The 17,580-nt window shown below is 48.6% G+C and carries 15 protein-coding genes; 9 read left to right on the top strand and 6 right to left on the bottom strand.

Going from position 1 to position 17,580, the window contains the following annotated elements:
* Positions 1–157: 157 nt before the first annotated feature.
* On the bottom strand, positions 158–2,701 hold the full coding sequence (locus QZW82_RS16190) for a mannose-1-phosphate guanyltransferase (RefSeq protein ID WP_293149860.1): 2,544 nt from the start codon (positions 2,699–2,701) through the stop codon (positions 158–160).
* 89 nt (positions 2,702–2,790) lie between these two features.
* On the opposite strand from QZW82_RS16190, the gene QZW82_RS16185 reads away from it, so the two are divergent.
* Positions 2,791–2,931 (top strand): hypothetical protein, encoded by a 141-nt coding sequence (locus QZW82_RS16185; protein ID WP_293149858.1) that lies wholly within the window; start codon positions 2,791–2,793, stop codon positions 2,929–2,931.
* Between the two features lie 72 nt (positions 2,932–3,003).
* Here the strand turns inward: QZW82_RS16185 and QZW82_RS16180 are convergent, their stop codons facing one another.
* Positions 3,004–3,288, bottom strand: coding sequence for a hypothetical protein (locus QZW82_RS16180; protein ID WP_293149856.1), 285 nt, complete (start codon positions 3,286–3,288; stop codon positions 3,004–3,006).
* A gap of 19 nt (positions 3,289–3,307) precedes the next feature.
* Between QZW82_RS16180 and QZW82_RS16175 the strand changes: the two genes are divergently transcribed.
* Positions 3,308–3,505 (top strand): hypothetical protein, encoded by a 198-nt coding sequence (locus tag QZW82_RS16175; RefSeq protein WP_293149854.1) that lies wholly within the window; start codon positions 3,308–3,310, stop codon positions 3,503–3,505.
* Between the two features lie 11 nt (positions 3,506–3,516).
* Here the strand turns inward: QZW82_RS16175 and QZW82_RS16170 are convergent, their stop codons facing one another.
* Entirely contained in the window at positions 3,517–4,731 is a 1,215-nt protein-coding gene (locus tag QZW82_RS16170) for a transposase (protein ID WP_293146696.1), read from the bottom strand.
* A gap of 122 nt (positions 4,732–4,853) precedes the next feature.
* On the opposite strand from QZW82_RS16170, the gene QZW82_RS16165 reads away from it, so the two are divergent.
* Positions 4,854–5,591, top strand: a complete 738-nt coding sequence (locus QZW82_RS16165) for a class I SAM-dependent methyltransferase (RefSeq protein ID WP_293149852.1) — start codon at positions 4,854–4,856, stop codon at positions 5,589–5,591.
* A 333-nt stretch (positions 5,592–5,924) separates the two neighbouring features.
* Here the strand turns inward: QZW82_RS16165 and QZW82_RS16160 are convergent, their stop codons facing one another.
* Positions 5,925–7,607: a hypothetical protein gene (locus QZW82_RS16160; protein ID WP_293149850.1), complete on the bottom strand. Its 1,683-nt coding sequence runs from the start codon at positions 7,605–7,607 to the stop codon at positions 5,925–5,927.
* A gap of 414 nt (positions 7,608–8,021) precedes the next feature.
* Positions 8,022–8,501 (bottom strand): NUDIX domain-containing protein, encoded by a 480-nt coding sequence (locus QZW82_RS16155; RefSeq protein ID WP_293149848.1) that lies wholly within the window; start codon positions 8,499–8,501, stop codon positions 8,022–8,024.
* Positions 8,502–8,646: 145 nt separating this feature from the next.
* On the opposite strand from QZW82_RS16155, the gene QZW82_RS16150 reads away from it, so the two are divergent.
* The gene (locus tag QZW82_RS16150; RefSeq protein ID WP_293149846.1) at positions 8,647–9,348 is read left to right on the top strand and encodes an alpha/beta fold hydrolase; all 702 of its coding nucleotides are present in this window, start codon (positions 8,647–8,649) and stop codon (positions 9,346–9,348) included.
* Between the two features lie 261 nt (positions 9,349–9,609).
* Here the strand turns inward: QZW82_RS16150 and QZW82_RS16145 are convergent, their stop codons facing one another.
* Positions 9,610–10,425 carry a class I SAM-dependent methyltransferase gene (locus QZW82_RS16145; RefSeq protein WP_293149844.1) on the bottom strand — a complete coding sequence of 272 codons (816 nt, stop codon included), beginning with the start codon at positions 10,423–10,425 and terminating at the stop codon, positions 9,610–9,612.
* 223 nt (positions 10,426–10,648) lie between these two features.
* Here QZW82_RS16145 and QZW82_RS16140 point away from each other — a divergent pair, with 223 nt between their 5' ends.
* From QZW82_RS16140 to QZW82_RS16120, 5 genes are all read left to right on the top strand, one after another.
* The gene (locus QZW82_RS16140) at positions 10,649–11,320 is read left to right on the top strand and encodes a response regulator transcription factor (RefSeq protein ID WP_293149842.1); all 672 of its coding nucleotides are present in this window, start codon (positions 10,649–10,651) and stop codon (positions 11,318–11,320) included.
* A gap of 63 nt (positions 11,321–11,383) precedes the next feature.
* Positions 11,384–13,306: a CHASE2 domain-containing protein gene (locus QZW82_RS16135; protein ID WP_293149840.1), complete on the top strand. Its 1,923-nt coding sequence runs from the start codon at positions 11,384–11,386 to the stop codon at positions 13,304–13,306.
* Positions 13,307–13,794: 488 nt separating this feature from the next.
* Complete coding sequence (locus QZW82_RS16130) at positions 13,795–14,550, top strand: DUF928 domain-containing protein (RefSeq protein WP_293149838.1); 756 nt, start codon at positions 13,795–13,797, stop codon at positions 14,548–14,550.
* 147 nt (positions 14,551–14,697) lie between these two features.
* Positions 14,698–17,391 (top strand): CHAT domain-containing protein, encoded by a 2,694-nt coding sequence (locus tag QZW82_RS16125; RefSeq protein WP_293149836.1) that lies wholly within the window; start codon positions 14,698–14,700, stop codon positions 17,389–17,391.
* Positions 17,388–17,567, top strand: a complete 180-nt coding sequence (locus tag QZW82_RS16120; RefSeq protein ID WP_293149834.1) for a hypothetical protein — start codon at positions 17,388–17,390, stop codon at positions 17,565–17,567. Before QZW82_RS16125 ends, QZW82_RS16120 begins: the two co-directional genes overlap by 4 nt.
* Positions 17,568–17,580 lie beyond the last annotated feature (13 nt).

Here is a 17,580-nt window from a genome sequence, read left to right as displayed (position 1 = left end):
CATTGGTTATTAGTTGTTAGTTGTTAGTTGTTAGTTATTAGTTGTTAGTTGTTAGTTTTTGGTTATTGATTATAATAATCAATCACCGATTAGTAATAACCAATTCCATAACCAATAACCAATAACCAGTAACCAATAACAACCAACAAATAACCAATTAACTATTCCCAAATTTATCTTGTCGAACCGCCGCCTCGCTTTGGGTCACAAAATCGTGAACGAGGGCGCGGTACTCTTTCAAAGTTTCGGATACCCAATCTCTGTCCTCGCTGTTGGCGAAGATATGAACGGTGGGTTCGCTAGCATCGGGCAAAACTAATACCCAATTGTCGTCGCTGTAGTTAAAAATCTTCACTCCATCTATTAATTCTAAACGATCGGGCGAATGAGTTTCTACCAAATGCCGCATGAGCGAACCTTTTACCGTCCAAGGACAGCGGACGCTGTAACTGCGGTGGGTGACGCGGGGAAGTTCCGCTTTGATCTGTCCGAGCGATCGCTCCTGAATCGTCATCATTTCTATCACTTTAGCAATGCAGAACATTCCGTCAAACCCCGGATGCAATTGCGGGAAAATAAAACCCATATTGCCACTACCGCCCAAAACCACATTCGGGTTCCTGTTAGAGGCTTCCATCAATGCAGTTGGGTTTGCCTTAGTGCGGATTACCTTGCTTTGATAGCGACGGGCGATCGCCTCCACCGCAGAAGACGCATTCACCGGTACTACTACTGTACCTCTGGGATGGGAAGTCAGCATCAAATTTACCATCAGCGCCGTCAGCATTTCCCCACGAATCGCTATTCCCGACTCGTCTACCAAAATGAGCTGTTCGCCGTTCGCCGACACCTGCACGCCAAAATTAGCGCTGAGTGCTTTTACCACCCGGCCGAGTTGGTCGAGCAAATATTCCCGTTCTCCGTTGCTCAGAGAAGTCTGCTTGAGACTGGCATTGAGTACCACCGCATCACAGCCGAATTTGGCGAGCATTTGCGGCAGAATTGCTCCGGAAACCGCATAAACGTAATCGATCACTACCTTAGAATTGCTGTAGCGAATTGCCTCAACATTCATCTGCCGCTCAAACATCCGGTTGTAAACGTCGAGTGCTTGGTTAAAGTACGACATATCTCCAATTTCAGGAATCAGAGCCCTACGCAAATCTTCCTTAAAATAAGCGCCCTCGATTTTTTTCTCCGCAGCTTTAGTGATATTGATGCCTTTGATATCGAAGAATTCAATTAAAATGTGGTCGGAGCGATCGGGCGAAATCCGAACGTGAATGCCACCAGCAATTGAGATCGTAGACGAAACCGTGCGCGCGATCGGAATTGCCGTCGATTCCAAATTGACCACATTAATTCCTACCGACATCAAACCCGCAATCAAAGATCTCGAAACCATCCGCGAAATACTGCGCTGATCCCGAGAAACCGATACCGAAGCCCCTGGTTTCAATGTTGAGCCGTAAGCCGCGCCCAATTTCACGGCAAATTCCGGGGTAATATCCACATTGGCCAGTCCTTGAACGCCCCGCTGGCCGAACAAATTCCGTTTAGCTTGTTCTCCCCAAATTAAATTTTGATTCAACAGAGCGCCGGATTCAATATTTTTGCTCGGCCAGACTCGCACGGAAGGGCCGATTTGCGCCTCTTCTCCGACAATGGACATTGAACCGACTACAGCACCTTCGAGGACGTGGGCGCGCCTGTCTACGCGGGTACTGCGGCAAATCACGCAGGCCCTGAGATGAGCATCTTCGCCGATAATTGCTCCATTCCAGACGATCGGACGTTTGATGTTAGCATCAGCTCCGACGGTCACATTATCTCCGATGACTGAACCCGCGTTAATTTTGACTCGGGCTCCAATTCGGCAATTGTTGCCGATCATGGCAGGTACTTCGACGATCGCGCTATCGTCAATAAAAGTATTTTGACCTACCCAAAGTCCCGATCGAACTTCGTCGTAGTAACTCAGATCCAGATTGACCTTTCCCCGCAGCGCGTCGTACTGAGCTTCCCGGTAAACATCCAACTGGCCCACATCGCACCAGTAACCCTCCGCGATGTAACCGTACATCGGCTCGTTTTTTTCCAACAGCAGCGGAAACAAGTCTTTCGAGAAGTCGCACTCTTGATTTGCGGGCAGGTAGTCCAATACTTCCGGTTCTAAAATGTAAGTGCCGGTATTGACGGTATCGGAGAAAATTTCGCTGCTAGAAGGCTTTTCCAGAAAGCGACTGATCCGGTGATTTTCTTCCGTAATTACTACCCCGAATTCCATTGGGTTGGGAACGCGAGTTAAAATTAACGTAGCTTTAGATTTATTGCTGCGGTGAAATTTGATAGCTTCTGTCAAGTCGAAGTCTGTGATGCTATCGCCGCTGATGACCAGAAAAGTTCGATCGAGCAATTCCGCAATATTTTTGACACAACCAGCCGTACCCAGCGGTTGGTCTTCCTCCACAGCGTAGGTCATTTGAACGCCAAAGTCTGTCCCGTCGGTAAAATATTCGCGCATGACATCGGGAAGGTAGTGCAGCGTCGCAATAATTTCCGTAATATTATGCCTTTTTAGCAAATTGATAATGTGTTCTGCGATCGGGCGATTCAGAATCGGCACCATCGGTTTGGGTAAATCGCACGTCAGGGGTCTGAGCCTCGTTCCCGACCCCCCAGCCATCAGCACAGCACGCATAAACAATCCTCCTTACTTAGAAACCTCTCTACCGTTATTGTCCGCTAGAAAAAGCTTGCCTGCTGTAACCTGTGGGGTACTAACTATCAGTGTTAATTATCTTTGAGTTATCCCACGTCTCAGAAATCCAAGAAAGGGAAGCCGTCCCCCAACAGCCAGCGATTTCAACTTTTGGGCGGGATCTGAGAAATAGCGCGATCGAACTCCGATTTGTAGGGAATGTTGCGTAAATCCTCCATCTTGCACCCTGAAAGGTATCTTCTTGGCTTTTATAGCAACCGCACCCGACGACTGAAGCGTTCTTAATTGCTAAAACCCTTGCTGAATATTGCTTCTTGTTTTTTCCTTCCTCCTTCTGCCTTCTGCCTTCTGCCTTCTGCCTTCTGCCTTCTGCCTTCTGCCTTCTGCCTTCTGCCTTCTTCCTTCTTCCTTCTTCCTTCTGCTATATTTTTCAGTCTGTGGCGATCGGGGATTTTCAAGTCTCTAGCTGAAGGTAGAATTACAAGGGCGTATCTCTGCACCAGAGCAGTTGAAAAATGATAGATTAAGAATAGCGATACAGGCTCGCTGACGAAAAATCCAATCACTCGCTTAGGGGGTTATTTAATGGAACCGTTAATTGGATTAGTGTTGCTAGTCGCTTACGGCGGCGGTATTTGGAAATTTTGGAATGGTTTCGATCGCACTAATTTCGACAGAAGTTTTGCAAATAAGCTGAAACTGTCGCTGCTGTGGCCCGCGTTAATTTTTAATAAGCCTTACCGTCAAAACTTTACAAAAGCACTCAAAGGCTCTAGAAGTTGACACTCTCCGCTCTAAAGAGACGGGGATTCTTTCATCACAGGGAGCCTAGTAGCTTTACCCTCTGAAAGCATCTTGACGGTATGCCCTACCGCTGCAAGCCCACGCTGGACTACTACCTGCGCTGCTGCTACATCTCTATCTGCTTCATATCCACACTCAGGACATTGATGAATTCTTAAGCTCAAAGGCTTCTTTCCTGTATGAGTCTGGCACTGAGGGCAGGTTTGAGATGTACCATTTTTATCTACCTTTAAGAAAAATACATCTTTCTTGAAACAAACATATTCCAGAATAGATAGAAATTGTCCAAATCCCCCATCTAGAGTGTGCTTGCAGAGCATCCCTTTTGCCATTGCTTTGACATTCAAATCTTCAGCAAATATCATTCCTGCTTGATTACAGAGATGATGGGCGGTTTTGAAATGGAAATCCTTCCTACTGTCACTGATATGTTGATGGTATCTTGCTACTTTTTTTTGAGCTTTTTGCCAGTTTTTTGACCCGATTCTTTTGCGACTGACTACTTTTTGCAGCGATTTCAGCTTGCGTTGAGCATCCACAAAGAATTTAGGTCTGGCAACTAGTTCATTATCGGAGGTAGCGAGAAATTTCTCTAAACCTAGATCGATTCCTAGGGCATAGCCATGAGGCATGGTAGTAGGGATACTTACATCTAGAGCTAAAGCTAACATGGCAAAGTATCCAGAGGCTCTTTTAACTATTCTGATTTGCTTGACTACAAAACCATCAGGGATAGGTCTAGAATCTCTGAACTTAACTAAGCCAATACTGGGTAGGTTAATCCTATTCCCGATTACTACAGTTTTATTAGGAGTAGGGAACAGGAAACTTCTCATTCTGCCTTTCTTCTTAAACCTCGGAAAGCCAAAACCTGATTCCCACATAGAAGTAAAGGCTTTCTCTAATTGCTTGAGAACTTGCTGCAATACTTGGGAGTGGACAGTTTTTAGCTCTGAATTACTTTGTCTAGCGGTGGTCAAAGATTTGCACTGCACGGCAAAGTTTGGTCTAGGGCTATCAGCGGGAATAATGTATTCGGATTTTAGGCTACAGGCGTTGATTCCACATGACCTTGAGTTGTACCAGTCTTTCCGCTCTCTAAGAGCATAATTCCACACCTTGCGACAGACTTCTAACCAGTGGTCAAAGGTCTGAGATTGGGATGAAGTGGGTTCTAGTTTGTACTCGTAGGTCATGTTTAGCATATCTCTATGATAGCTTATCTATGGCTAAGATGGTAGATAGAAATGGAATAGTGCAATAATTAAAAAATTAAAGCCGTCCTAGAAGGACGGGGCTTTAGACCCAATTTCTTGGTAATTAAAGAATGTCTAAAAAGTCGGAACGCCCAGCAGCAGGTCAAGAGCAGACTTGGTTTGCCAAAGACAAATCAGATAGCTGGCAAGCTTTACTATCGCAGGTTGCATCTCGGTTCGATCGCGAATATCGAGGAGAAGCATTCGCCTTACCCGAAGAAGTCGAAGCAATGCCAATTTTCCTCGAATCAGTCGCCGGAACCCTGCAAGAAAAAACAGTATCTCCCTTCTGGAAAATTGCCAAACCCCAAAAAAACCAGCGCTGTTTAGACATTGGTTGCGGAGTCAGCTTTTTGATATACCCTTGGCGGGAATGGGAAGCATATTTTTACGGTCAAGAAATCAGCAGCGCAGCCAGAGACGCATTAAATGCTCGCGGCCCTCAGCTCAATTCTAAGCTGTTCAAAGGTGTAGAATGGGCCCCCGCTCACAAGTTAAATTACGAAGAGGATCAGTTCGACCTATGCCTCGCTACAGGATTTAGTTGTTACTATCCCATAGAGTATTGGAACACTGTCATGGGAGAAGTAAAGCGGGTACTAAAACCGGGCGGTCATTTTGTGTTTGATGTCCTCAACCCCAATGCACCTCTAGCAGAAGATTGGGCAATTCTGGAAACTTATCGAGCTGGAGATGTATTTTTAGAGACAATCGAAGACTGGGAAAAAATGATTAAAGCGGCAGGCGCTAAAGTAGTAAAAAAGCAAAGTGGTGACTTATTTCAAATGTATAAAGTCCTATTCAATTGAGAGGCAACCAGGTTCGTAGTGAGGACTTCAGTCCGCAAAAAACCAGGTTCGCAGTGAGGACTTCAGTCCGCAAAAAACCAGGTTCGTAGTGAGGACTTCAGTCCGCAAAAAACCAGGTTCGTAGTGAGGACTTCAGTCCGCAAAAAACCAGGTTCGTAGTGAGGACTTCAGTCCGCAAAAAAACAGGTTCGTAGTGAGGACTTCAGTCCGCAAAAAAACAGTCAAAAAAGTAGGGTGCGTCAGCAAGTATAAATTGGTTTAACAAGCAACAAATATGGCAACTGACACACCCTACAGACTGCGGTTTCTGATGCAATCTTGTCTAGTTAACAATTAATTAGCCGTAGCAGGAGAAGGCCCAACTTCGGCAGCGGGAGAAGGCGCAGCTTCTGGCGAGGGCGATACTTCGGCAGCGGGAGAAGGCGCAGCTTCTGGCTGCGGGGACTTTTCGCCGGCGGGAGAAGGTGCAGCTTCTGGCTGCGGGGACACTTCGCTGGCGGGAGAAGGTACAGCTTCTGGCTGCGGGGACTGTTCGGGGGCTGGCTTCGGTTGGGGAGAAGGAGATTGTTCGGCGGCTGGTTTCGGTTGAGGTGAGGGCGACGGTTTGGTTGCGGGTTTTGGTGAGGGCTGTGGCGACTGTTGGGCCCCTGGTTGCGGCTTGTTAGAGGGCGCCGGTGGCTTCTCAAACTGGGGTTTCACTTCCGCAGGGGCTGGGGACTGTTCGCCTGTTGGCTTGGGTGCTGTCGGGGCTGGCGCTAGCGGCTGCGGGGCTGTGGGCCTGGTGGGGCCGGTGGATGGGGCGACAGGAATGCCGCTGCAAACTTTTTCGTCGTATTTAAACGCGACAGCCAACTGGTAAAGCTTGTGCGTGCTGGCTGCTGGAAATATTTGATTGGGGTTAATAATTGCAGTTTTAGCCGCAGTATCGAGAATACCGTAACCTGTAGGGACGATCGGCTTAGGCTCGGCCTTGAGCAAGCCCTGAGGACTGACAACTGCTCCGAAAACTGCCGTTCCTTCAAGTTTTTGCGAGCAAGCTTCTTTGGGATAAGCTACATTCACAGGAGTCGGGCCCGTCATTTCCAAGTCGGGGTAAGCTTTTTTGAAGTCATTAAACAAAGCAACATAGGTATTAGCAGCAGCAAGCAGTGTCTCTCTGTCGCTGGGTAAGTTGGAACCGGGCACTCCCTGCTGTTCTAGTTGTTGCTGTCCCTGGTCAAATTGTTGCCTCCTGATTCTTTCTTCGGGAGTTTCTGCGATGAGATTGCGTTTATTGGGATCTTTTTGAGTCAATTTCGGTACTCCATCGGGCCCAGAATTCCTGCCACCAATGGGGAATTCCGGGGTAAAGACAGGAGCTCCGTCTGGGAATAGGGGGAGTCCGCCTCTACTGGCTATGACCTTTTTGAGAGTCTCTGCCTCATCTTCGGAGGTGCCGCCAGGAAGCTGGGGCAATCCTGTTACTCCTGGTGGCGGTGGGGGGATATTACGATCGAAATTACCGGGTAATGGCGGGAAAATCAAACCGCTGGGAGGCCCTTGGGGGATGAAAGTAGGTGTTTTGAGAGAGGGGGGTTTGACCGTTGGAACTGAAGTTTGTGACTGCGGGGCGGCTGGGGCAGTTAATGGCGGGAGAGGGGGATCGAGAGGCGCAAAGAATCCAGGAGGTGGCATTCCCGGTGGCAGGGCGGGCAAGTTAACCGGTGGAGGGGGCAAAGGGGGAGCTAACTTGGGCGAGGTGGGAACGGGAACTGGTGCGATCGAAAACGGCTTATTGGACGATCGCGGTGGTATGGTTTGTGGCAGGCGGCCGGCTTCTGCGGGAGTTAGTTGCACGAATCCGACGGAACCGGGGATGTTTTTTGAGGAATTGCCACCACCATAGATGATGTTTGAGATTGTCGGGGCGCTTACTCCGAGCACTCCGTGAATTCCGACAGAAGCTAGGGCTGCCCACCAAAAAGGCTGGCGCAGCGGTTCGGAAAGGGCGTTGGCTAGGGAGGATGAATCAGTCATGACCATTGGCAATCAGGAATTAGGAATTGGTTATTGGTTATTAGTTATTTGTTATTCGTTATTGGTTATTGATGACCGAGATTTTTTTATGGGGAAGCGGTGAAAATTAAAAATTTAGCAATTCAAAGGTATAAGTATAGCACGATCGCGCTCAAAATTAAGGAGCGCAGCCAGCCGCCTTCTCACCAAGGAGCCACTGCAATACCGTCTTTTCCTGACCGATGCACTGTCTTAATTGATTAAACACCGACGATCGGCGCGATCGACCCCTGTTTCCAATTCGGTTACAGAAAGGAATTTGGACGGATCGCTAAAAAGCTGACTGCATAAGTCTTTTTTCCTCTTCCCCATCCGCTACATCCGCTACATCCGTTACATCCGCTACATAATATCCGTTGTCGAACTTCCTTCTTTTTACCACCGATAGCGGTAAGTTTTAAAAGGAGCTCCCTCAACGCTCAGCAAGTCGATAGGATAAATTGGAGCGCCGCTTGCCATATATTGAAACATTTCCCGAACTTCCTCTCCGCGCAGCGACAACTGGTCTAACTCTTTGAGAGAATACCAACCAGCACACAAAGTAAACTCGTCCGGCTTGCTCTTGGGTGGCGTCTTATCTTCAGGACGAGCCACAAAAATCACCCTCAGGCGCACGTTGCCCCTAGGCATCACCGTATGCTCTACCCTGAGAATTCCCTCCACGATCACAGGAATGCCCGCTTCCTGGACAGTATTGCGCTGAGCAGCTTCAAGCAAAGTCTCGCCTTTTTCTACTCGCCCTGCTGGCAGATACCACTGCTGCTCGTACTTGCGCTCTTGTACCAGTAGAAAACGGTCTTCTAAGTGAACGACAACTAGGGTAAAATACAATGTTGGAATCGGCTCGCGAGCCATAGAAGTAGATATTCCCCAAGCAAAAAGTTTAACGAGCGAGAGATGTTAGCCATCCAAAAGATGCTTCGGCAAGCGTCTTGGAACTTGAAAAATAGATCCTAGCACCCCGGCCGCAAAATCTAAAATCTAAAATCTAAAATTGATAATGCCATTACCTACCGTGATTTTGCCAGGATATTTTGCTGCTGCTTCAGACTATCGGGAATTAGAAAAATCTTTGGTCGATCGCGGTTTCCCAACTGTAACAGTACCACTGGGCAAGGCAGATTGGTTGCCGACTTTTGGCGGGCGATCGATGGTGCCAATTTTGCGGAAGCTCGATCGCACGGTCAAACAAATGTTACAGCAATACGGCGTCTCTCAAGTAAATCTCATCGGTCATTCCGCAGGCGGCTGGATTTCTCGGATTTATTTAGGCGAAAAGCCTTATACAATTCACGGCGACGTGCTTGAGGATGCGGGTTTGTGGGAAGCTCACCCTTGGGTCAATACTTTAATTAGTTTAGGCACGCCACACGTCTCTCAAGAGCGCTGGACGCGCAAAAATCTAGATTTTGTCAAAATTCATTATCCGGGGGCGTTTCACCCGCAAGTGCGCTACGTGTGCGTGGCTGGGAAATCTGTTTTTGGTAAGCGCAGTTTTGCGACTTGGCTGGCTTACAAGAGTTACGAGTTGACTGTGGGGAAGGGCGAAACTTGGGGCGATGGAATTACGCCGATTGAAGCTGCTCATTTGGACGGGGCCGAAAATTTGGTGTTGGATGGGGTTTGGCATTCGCCTCGCTCTCCGGGAAAGTGGTATGGTTCGCTGGAGGTTTTGCCGGCTTGGATTGGGTATTTGGATTGAAACGAACCGCGAAGACGCGAAGGACGCGAAGGAAGAAAGAAGAAGAAAATACAAGATACAAGGGGGAAAGTATCAAAAACAATAATTTCCCATAATTAACAATCTGATAAACCCGCCTCCGAGTTGAGACTTATTCGAGAGTCGTAGGGTGCGTCGGCACTGTTAAATCCCTAAAAAAATCGACAATCGATGAGCGACGCACCAAACCAAAAGTCATTAGTCATTGCTGGGAGGAAGCTTGAGAGTTATTCCAGATTTCTATTAATTTTTTCCCCCGCAAGCCATCAACCAAAAACTCATCATCGATCGATCGCCCGCAGCGACAAACTCATCGCGGGAAATTAGATAACTCTCTATTTCCGACTCGGAAATCAGCCCTTGTTTGACCAACTGTAAAATCGGCCCGGAGTCAAGCAAAGGTTCAAACGCTTCTATGCCGATGATATCGCTGTGGCTGACAACGGCTTCTAGATCGATGCTACCAAACCCAGCTTCTTTGAGAATGCGACACAGATTTCGCCCTACGCATAAATTGCCGCCCCGCGAGGCCATCACCTGTTTGAATTTCTCCCGGACAATCTGAATTGACCAAGGTGGATTTGTCAGCCAAAATAGATCCGCATCGCTATCGATAATCACCAGTTTACCACTCGGTTTTAAGATGCGGAATATTTCTCTGGCTGCTGCGACGGGATCGGGGAGGTGGACGAAAATCAAACGGGCGATCGCAAAATCAAATGTATTATCCTCTAAACCAGTATCTGCGATCGATGCTTGAATGCGATTTACGCGATCGCCTCCTTTGTCCTCTAAATATCCTACAGCTTTTTCGTGCAGTACCGGGTCGATTTCTACGGCTGTTATCGAACTGTTTGGCAGCAATTCTAACAGTTTTTCGGTGAAAAATCCCGGGCCGCTACCCGCTTCTAAAAGATTCATCCCGTCGGCTAAACCAAACCACTTTAAAGTGCGCGCTTCCTTTTCCCAACTGAGGAAAACTTGATTTTTTAGCCGCTGGATTTCGGCTTCAAGTTCCAGATTGTACGTGCTGGCTTTATATGAACCTGATTCTGTCATAAAATTATCCTTATTTTTGGAATGATTTAACCACAGAGGACGCAGAGAACACAGAGGGAGAGAAGAGAGAGATGAACAAAATTGCACTTTAGCGCAATTCTCGTTGCTGACTTCCACAGTCCTATTTTGTGGACAGATGCAGGACGGAATCCCGGTAATGCCTCTATTGTAAGAAGAGGACAGATCACTTAAACTGACGATGTTGTGCGGTAACGATTGAACTATGCTCCAGACTTTACCTCAACCGGAAAAACGAACCTTTTTAGTCGTGGATGACCATGCGATGGTGTTAGGCGGCACGCTTGACATTCTGAGGAAGGAGTACCCACAGACAGATATTCTGACGGCTTCAACGGCTCATGAAGCACTTCAGCAAGTAGCACAGACGACGCCCGATCTCGTAATTGTGGATCTGGTGATGCCAGAGGCGATCGGCGAAACGGCTCAGGCAAATTCAGGGCTTCAACTCCTCAAAACGTTGATGGAGCATTATCCGACTCTAAATATTGTGGTGCAGAGTGCTCATGTTCGGACATTGGTTTGGCTGAAACCGTCGATCGACAATCATGAGGGCGGGTTCACGGTTGTTGATAAAAGCCAGCCGATTAGAGATTTGCTCACCATGGTCGATTGGGCGCTACACGAGCGGATTTATACGCCCAGAGAGATTCGCAATGGGCTGCAACTCAAACCCGACTGGATGCAGGTGTTGCAATTTGCTTTTCAAGAGAGCTTGCAGGATAAGGCGATCGCCAAACGGATGAATGTTGGTGAACGCACTGTGCAATATTACTGGGAAAAGATTCGAGATGTGTTAGAAGTCCATTCCGAAGAAGACAAAAATCTGCGGATTCAAACGGAAGTGCGGGCTAGGGAAGAAGGATTGATTGATTGACAGTTGACAGTTGACAGTTGACTGTTTAGACATTTGAACAATATCGATGCAACCGGAAACTAGATGAAACCCGATCGATCGCAAGCAGTGAAAGCAGATATCTCAACTTGGTGGCGCGGATCGCTTCCAGGGTTGATGGTGATTGTCGCTGTGGTGATGGCTAGATTGACGGGTGCGCTTCAGTTTTTGGAGTTGGTGGCGTTCGATCGATTTTTGCTGCTACGTCCTCCTGAGCCAATGGATGAACGGATCGCGATCGTCGGCATTACTGAAGAAGATATTCAACGGGCCAAAACTTATCCGATTCCCGATCGCGAAATTGCCGATTTACTCAAACAATTGCAGACTTATCAACCGATCGCGATCGGCTTGGATATTGTCCGCGATATTCCGGTTGAACCAGGTAATGCCGAACTAACATCCGTGTTTCGTAACAGCAAAAATGCGATCGGAGTGGAGATTGCTTTGCCCGATCGCAGTGGCTTTACCGTCGCACCTCCGCCCGCGCTACCACCCGAACAAGTTGGCTTTGCAGATTTTGTCCTCGATGGGGATGGCTACCAGCGTCGCAGTTTATTGGGCGCTCAAAAGCCTCAGCAGAAGTACCGTTATTCCTTCGCAATCCGTCTAGCAGAACGCTATTTAGCAACCCGAGGAATTAAGTTAGGCACTGGAATTCGCGATCGGGAGGCGATGCGCTTTGGCAGTATTGAATTTACCAGAGTGCAGCCAAACTCTGGCGGATATGTGGAGGCGGATGCGGGCGGGAATCAGATTTTGCTGAATGTTCGCAGCGGGAAAAAGCCATTTCGCGTGCTTTCTCTAGCACAAATTAAGGCGGGAAAAGTAGATCCGGAGTGGATTCGAGGCAAGATTGTGCTGATTGGGATGATGTCTTTTAGCGCGAAGGATTTGGCAAGTTCAGGTGCGATCGCGGGCATCAATCCGGGACGGATTTACGGAGTGGAAATGCAAGCCCACGAAACCAGCCAGATTGTGAGCGCGGTGCTCGATCGCAGACCGTTGATTCAGGTTTGGGGGGACGGCTGGGAAACGCTCTGGATTGCGGCCTGGGGACTCTTGGGGATGAGTTTGGGACGATTTCTGCGATCGCCCTGGAAAATTTTGTTAGGGCTCTTAATCGCCAATAGCACCTCGATCGCGATCTGTTACTGGCTGATTCTGATGGGATGGTGGGTACCGATTGTGCCTGTGATCCTGATCCTGGTGCTAAATGGAACTGGCTCAACGGCGGCACTCTTCTATCGTCACCAGCAGGAATTGCGACTGCGGTTGGAGGAACGTCAATTTGCGATCGAACAAACCTTTAACGCGATTCATAGCGGGCCTTTACAAACATTGGTGGGGATTTTGAGAACCGCTCAGGAGCAAGATCCACCGCCGCCATTTTTACCGGATTTGCAACGCCTGAATCAAGAATTACGGGAAGTTTACGGATCTGTGCAACGAGATGCGATCGCCGATGAACCGCATTTGCGAATGGGAAGTGCGATCGAATTGGCCCTGCAAGCCCCGTTGCATGAATTGCTCTACAAAGTCTATTCCAACGCGCTGGAACAAGAATTGCCCTACTTCCAAACAATCAAATTCAAAATAGTGCAGTTCGATCCCTTGAACGCATCGCATCTGCGGCTAGAACACAAGCGAGGACTCTGCCGCTTTCTCGAAGAAGCGCTCTGTAATGTGGGAAGACACGCGATCGACGCTACTCGTTTGACTATAATTTGCACTCAGGAGGGCGATCGACAAGTAATTCGGGTGGCAGATAATGGCAAGGGGAAACTGTCTGAAATAGAAGCGACAATTCAAGATTCAAACACTAACATTCAATCTTCAGGATTGGGAACGCAATTAGCAAACAATTTAGCCAAACAATTAGGCGGAACGTTTCGGCGCTATCCAAATCAACCGAGGGGGACGGTGTGCGAATTAAGTTGGTCAGCGAAACGGCGGTGGTTCTGGTAATACCAAATCTGGGTTAAATATCCCCGTTATGACTCGGCGGTTGAAACCGCGTCTACACATACGAAGTCCGCCTCCGCGGACTAAGAATTCTGTCAACTGTCAACCTTGATGCTGTGTTATGACTCGGCGGTTGAAACCGCGTCTACACATACGAAGTCCGCCTCCGCGGACTAAGAATTCTGTCAACTGTCAACCTTGATGCTGTGTTATGACTCGGCGGTTGAAACCGCGTCTACACATACGAAGTCCGCCTCCGCGGACTAAGAATTCTGTCAACTGTCAACCTTGATGCTGTGTTATGACTCGGCGGTTGAAACCGCGTCTACACATACGAAGTCCGCCTCCGCGGACTAAGAATTCTGTCAACTGTCAACTGTCAACTGTCAACTGTTTATTTGCACCTTCCCGCAAGTCTTGTTTGCGGGCAGTCCTCTATTATGTTTGTGTATTGTCGATTACCGTAGAAAATAGTTACAGAGAGGATTCAGATGATAACTCACGGATTGAAGCGTCGAACCATTTATTCTGCCGGAATTGCGAGTTTAATCCTGAGTGTTTCGTTCTGGATTCCGATCGCAGCGCTGGCACAATACACTCCCCCTAAAAAGCCTTCTGCACCGAAAGAAACGGGCACGAATACCACTCGCGGCGGCAGTTGCGAAGGTGATTCATCGGCGGTATTAACTGCTTTGGTGCCGTTTAGCCATATGGGACAGACGATTTCTGGACATCCCACCTTTACCTGGTTTGTACCCGATCGCACTTCTCGTCCGTTGCAATTGAGGCTGTTTACTCGATCGGGACAACTGCTCTACAGAACCGAGATGGAGAGTCAGCCGGGAATCATGTCCGTTGCTTTGCCGGCAAATGGGCCCCAAATGTCGATCGGGCAATCCTATCAGTGGCAAGTGGTGTTGATCTGCGATCGGAATGTTCCTTCGCGGAATGTGGTGGCGGTGGCAGAAATCCAAGTAGTGCAGCCTGCTGAATCGTTGCAGACTCAACTTGCCGCAGCCCAAACTTCCCAACAGCGGATCGACCTGTATGCTTCGGCGGGGCTGTGGTATGACGCGATCGCGGAAGCGCGCAAAGCCTCTGGAACTTCTCAAAACCAAGCGGCTGTTCTGGAATTGCTGGATTCTCTGGCTAGTTCGGAAGCTGAACCTTTGAAAGACTGGAGCGATCGATTGCGACAAATTAGGGCGATCGAACAACAACGCCAACTCCCGCAACCCAAACCGTAAAATCCCATGCAGCCTTTCTCGCTAACACTGTTTAAATCCAGTAATTGTAAAGTGCGATCGGGCTTCCTGTTTCCCCTCGCCTTTTGCTTTTTGTCTGTTGCTTTTTATATTCCTCGGCACTCTCAACTCCCGGTTGTTGCTCAAACTATGGATTCTAAAACCCAGGCCGATCGGCTGTTTCAGCAGGGCAACCAACAGTGGCAGACTCGCCAATTCGCAGCAGCGGTGAATTCCTGGCAACAGTCACTGCAAATTTATCGCGCCCTCAAAAACCGCCAAGGGGAGCGTGCGGTACTGACGAATTTGGGAGCCGTTTACTACTCTCTGGGAAATACTTACAACTCTCTGGGGAACTATGCCAAAGCTATTGAGTATTCACAGCAGAGTTTAGCGATCGCCCGTGAAATTAAAGACCGCTCAGGGGAGGGTAGGGCACTGGGCAATTTGGAAGCCGCTTACAACTCTCTGGGGAACTATGCCAAAGCCATTGAGTATACAGAGCAGAGTTTAGCAGTCGTCCGCGAAATTAAACACCGCCAAGGGGAGGGTGTAGCACTGGGCAATTTGGGAATCGCTTACCTCAAGCTGAGCAACTATGCCAAAGCCATTGAGTATTCACAGCAGAGTTTAGCCATCGCTCGCGAAGTTAAAGACCGCGAAGGGGAAGGTTTGGCACTGAGCTATTTGGCAGTCGCTTACATCAATCTGAGCAACTCGGCCAAAGCCATTGAGTATGCACAGCAGAGTTTAGCGATCGCCCGCGAAATTAAAGACCGCGAAGGGGAAGGTAAGGCACTGGGCTATTTGGCAGTCGCTTACGACTCTCTGGGGAACTATGCCAAAGCCATTGAGTATGCACATCAGAGTTTAGCGCTCGCCCGCGAAATTAAAAACCGCCTAGGAGAAGGTGTAGCACTAGGCAATTTGGGAAGTGCTTACAACTCTCTGGGCAACTATGCCAAAGCCATCGAATATTCACAGCAGCGGTTAGTCATCGCCCGTGAAATGAAAGATCGCCAAGGGGAAGGTAGCTCACTGGGCAATTTGGGAAACGCTTACCTCTCTCTGGGCAACCATGCCAAAGCCATTGAGTATGGGCAGCAACATTTAGAGATCGCCCGCGAAATTAAAAACCGCCAAGGGGAGGGTGTAGCACTGGGCAATTTGGGAAATGCTTACTTCTATCTGGGCAACTATGCTAAAGCCATTGAGTATCAGCAGCAGAGTTTAGCGCTCGCCCGCGAAATTAAAAACCGCAAAGGGGAGGGTGCAGCACTGGGCAATTTGGGAATCGCTTACGTCTATCTGGGCAACTATGCCAAAGCCACTGAGTATACACAGCAATATTTAGTCATCGCACGCGAAATTAAAGACGGTAACGGGGAAGGTACGGCGCTCCACAACCTCGGATTGGTGTTCTTGAAAGTTGGCAACCCAACAGAAGCGGAAAAAATACTCGTTAATGCGATTCAAGTTTGGGAATCGATGCGTCAAATGCTCGGCTCCAACGACGCGAATAAAGTCTCCATCTTTGAAGAACAAGCCACCACCTATCGCCTTCTCCAACGAGTCCGGGTGGCTCAGAATAACCCGATCGCCGCTTTAGAAATTGCCGAACGGGGACGTGCTCGTGCCTTTGTAGATCTACTGACACAGCGCTTATCATCTGGTAGTGCCAATTCGGTCATCGCCTCTGCTCCGAACCAGGATCAAATCCGCCAAATCGCGAAATCACAGAATGCCACTTTGGTGCAGTATTCGATCATCCTTGAGGACTTTCAGAATCCGGGCAAAAGAGAAACGCGAGAATCCGCGCTCTACATCTGGGTGATTCAACCCACGGGCGAGATCGAGTTCCGCGAGGTAGACCTCAAACCCCTCTGGCAAAAACACAACGCCTCCCTAGCCAGCTTAATTATTGGCAATCAAGAATTCCTCGCCGTCCGCAGTCGCAGCAGTTTTGGCTCCACCCAACCCCAACCCGACTTACCGACACTGCATCAACTGCTGATCGATCCCATTGCCAGCCTCCTCCCCAAAGATCCCAATGCCCATGTCATCTTCATTCCCCAAGGTTCCCTGTTTCAGGTTCCCTTCCCCGCCCTGAAAGATGCCAACGGCACTTACTTAATCCAAAAACACACTATTCTCACCGCCCCCTCGATTCAAGTTCTGGCATTAACCCGACAACAACGGCAGAAGTTAGCACAGAAGCCAGTCAACACCCGTAACGCTCTAGTCTTGGGTAATCCCACGATGCCGAGTGTCTCTCCCTCTCCGGGAGAACCCAAACGGCAATTAGATCCTCTACCTGGGGCCGAAGCTGAAGCTAGAGCGATCGCCCCTCTGCTCAAAACCCAAGCCATCACGGGCGCACAAGGAACAAAAGCTGCGATCGTCCAAAAAATGCCCCAAGCATCAATCATTCACCTAGCAACGCATGGATTGCTGGATGATGTGCGCGGATTGGGAAGTGCGATCGCCCTGGCTCCTTCTGGCACTGATGACGGCTTATTGACGGCTGAAGAGATTTTCGACATGAAACTGCAAGCAAGTTTAGTTGTTTTGAGTGCCTGCAATACAGCAGAAGGCAGAATTACCGGGGATGGAGTAATTGGTTTGTCGCGGGCTTTGATTTCGGCAGGAGTGCCGAGTGTGATCGTCTCCTTGTGGAGGGTTTCTGATGCCTCTACATCTGAATTGATGCAGTCGTTTTATCAAAACCTTCAGCAAAACCCAAATAAGGCGCAGGCATTGCGGCAGGCAATGTTAACCACAATGAAAACTCATTCTAATCCGCGAGATTGGGCGGCATTTACTTTAATTGGGGAGGCGGAATGAGTTTTTATGAAGGGCGATCGGCTCAATTTTTTATCCTAAATTATATCCTAAAATATATCCTAAATTATATCAATTCCGTTTGTACCGGAATGATAGAGGAGACGGCAGTGCCGTTTCCCTACAATCTTATTTTGGGTAGGGAAACGGCACTGCCGTCTCCTAATTTCGACCACTAATAATTCCGATGCA

Origin of the sequence: Microcoleus sp. bin48.metabat.b7b8b9.023 (assembly GCF_013299185.1) — a bacterium.
Lineage (GTDB): Bacteria > Cyanobacteriota > Cyanobacteriia > Cyanobacteriales > Microcoleaceae > Microcoleus.
This window is presented reverse-complemented; position numbering and strand designations above follow the sequence as displayed.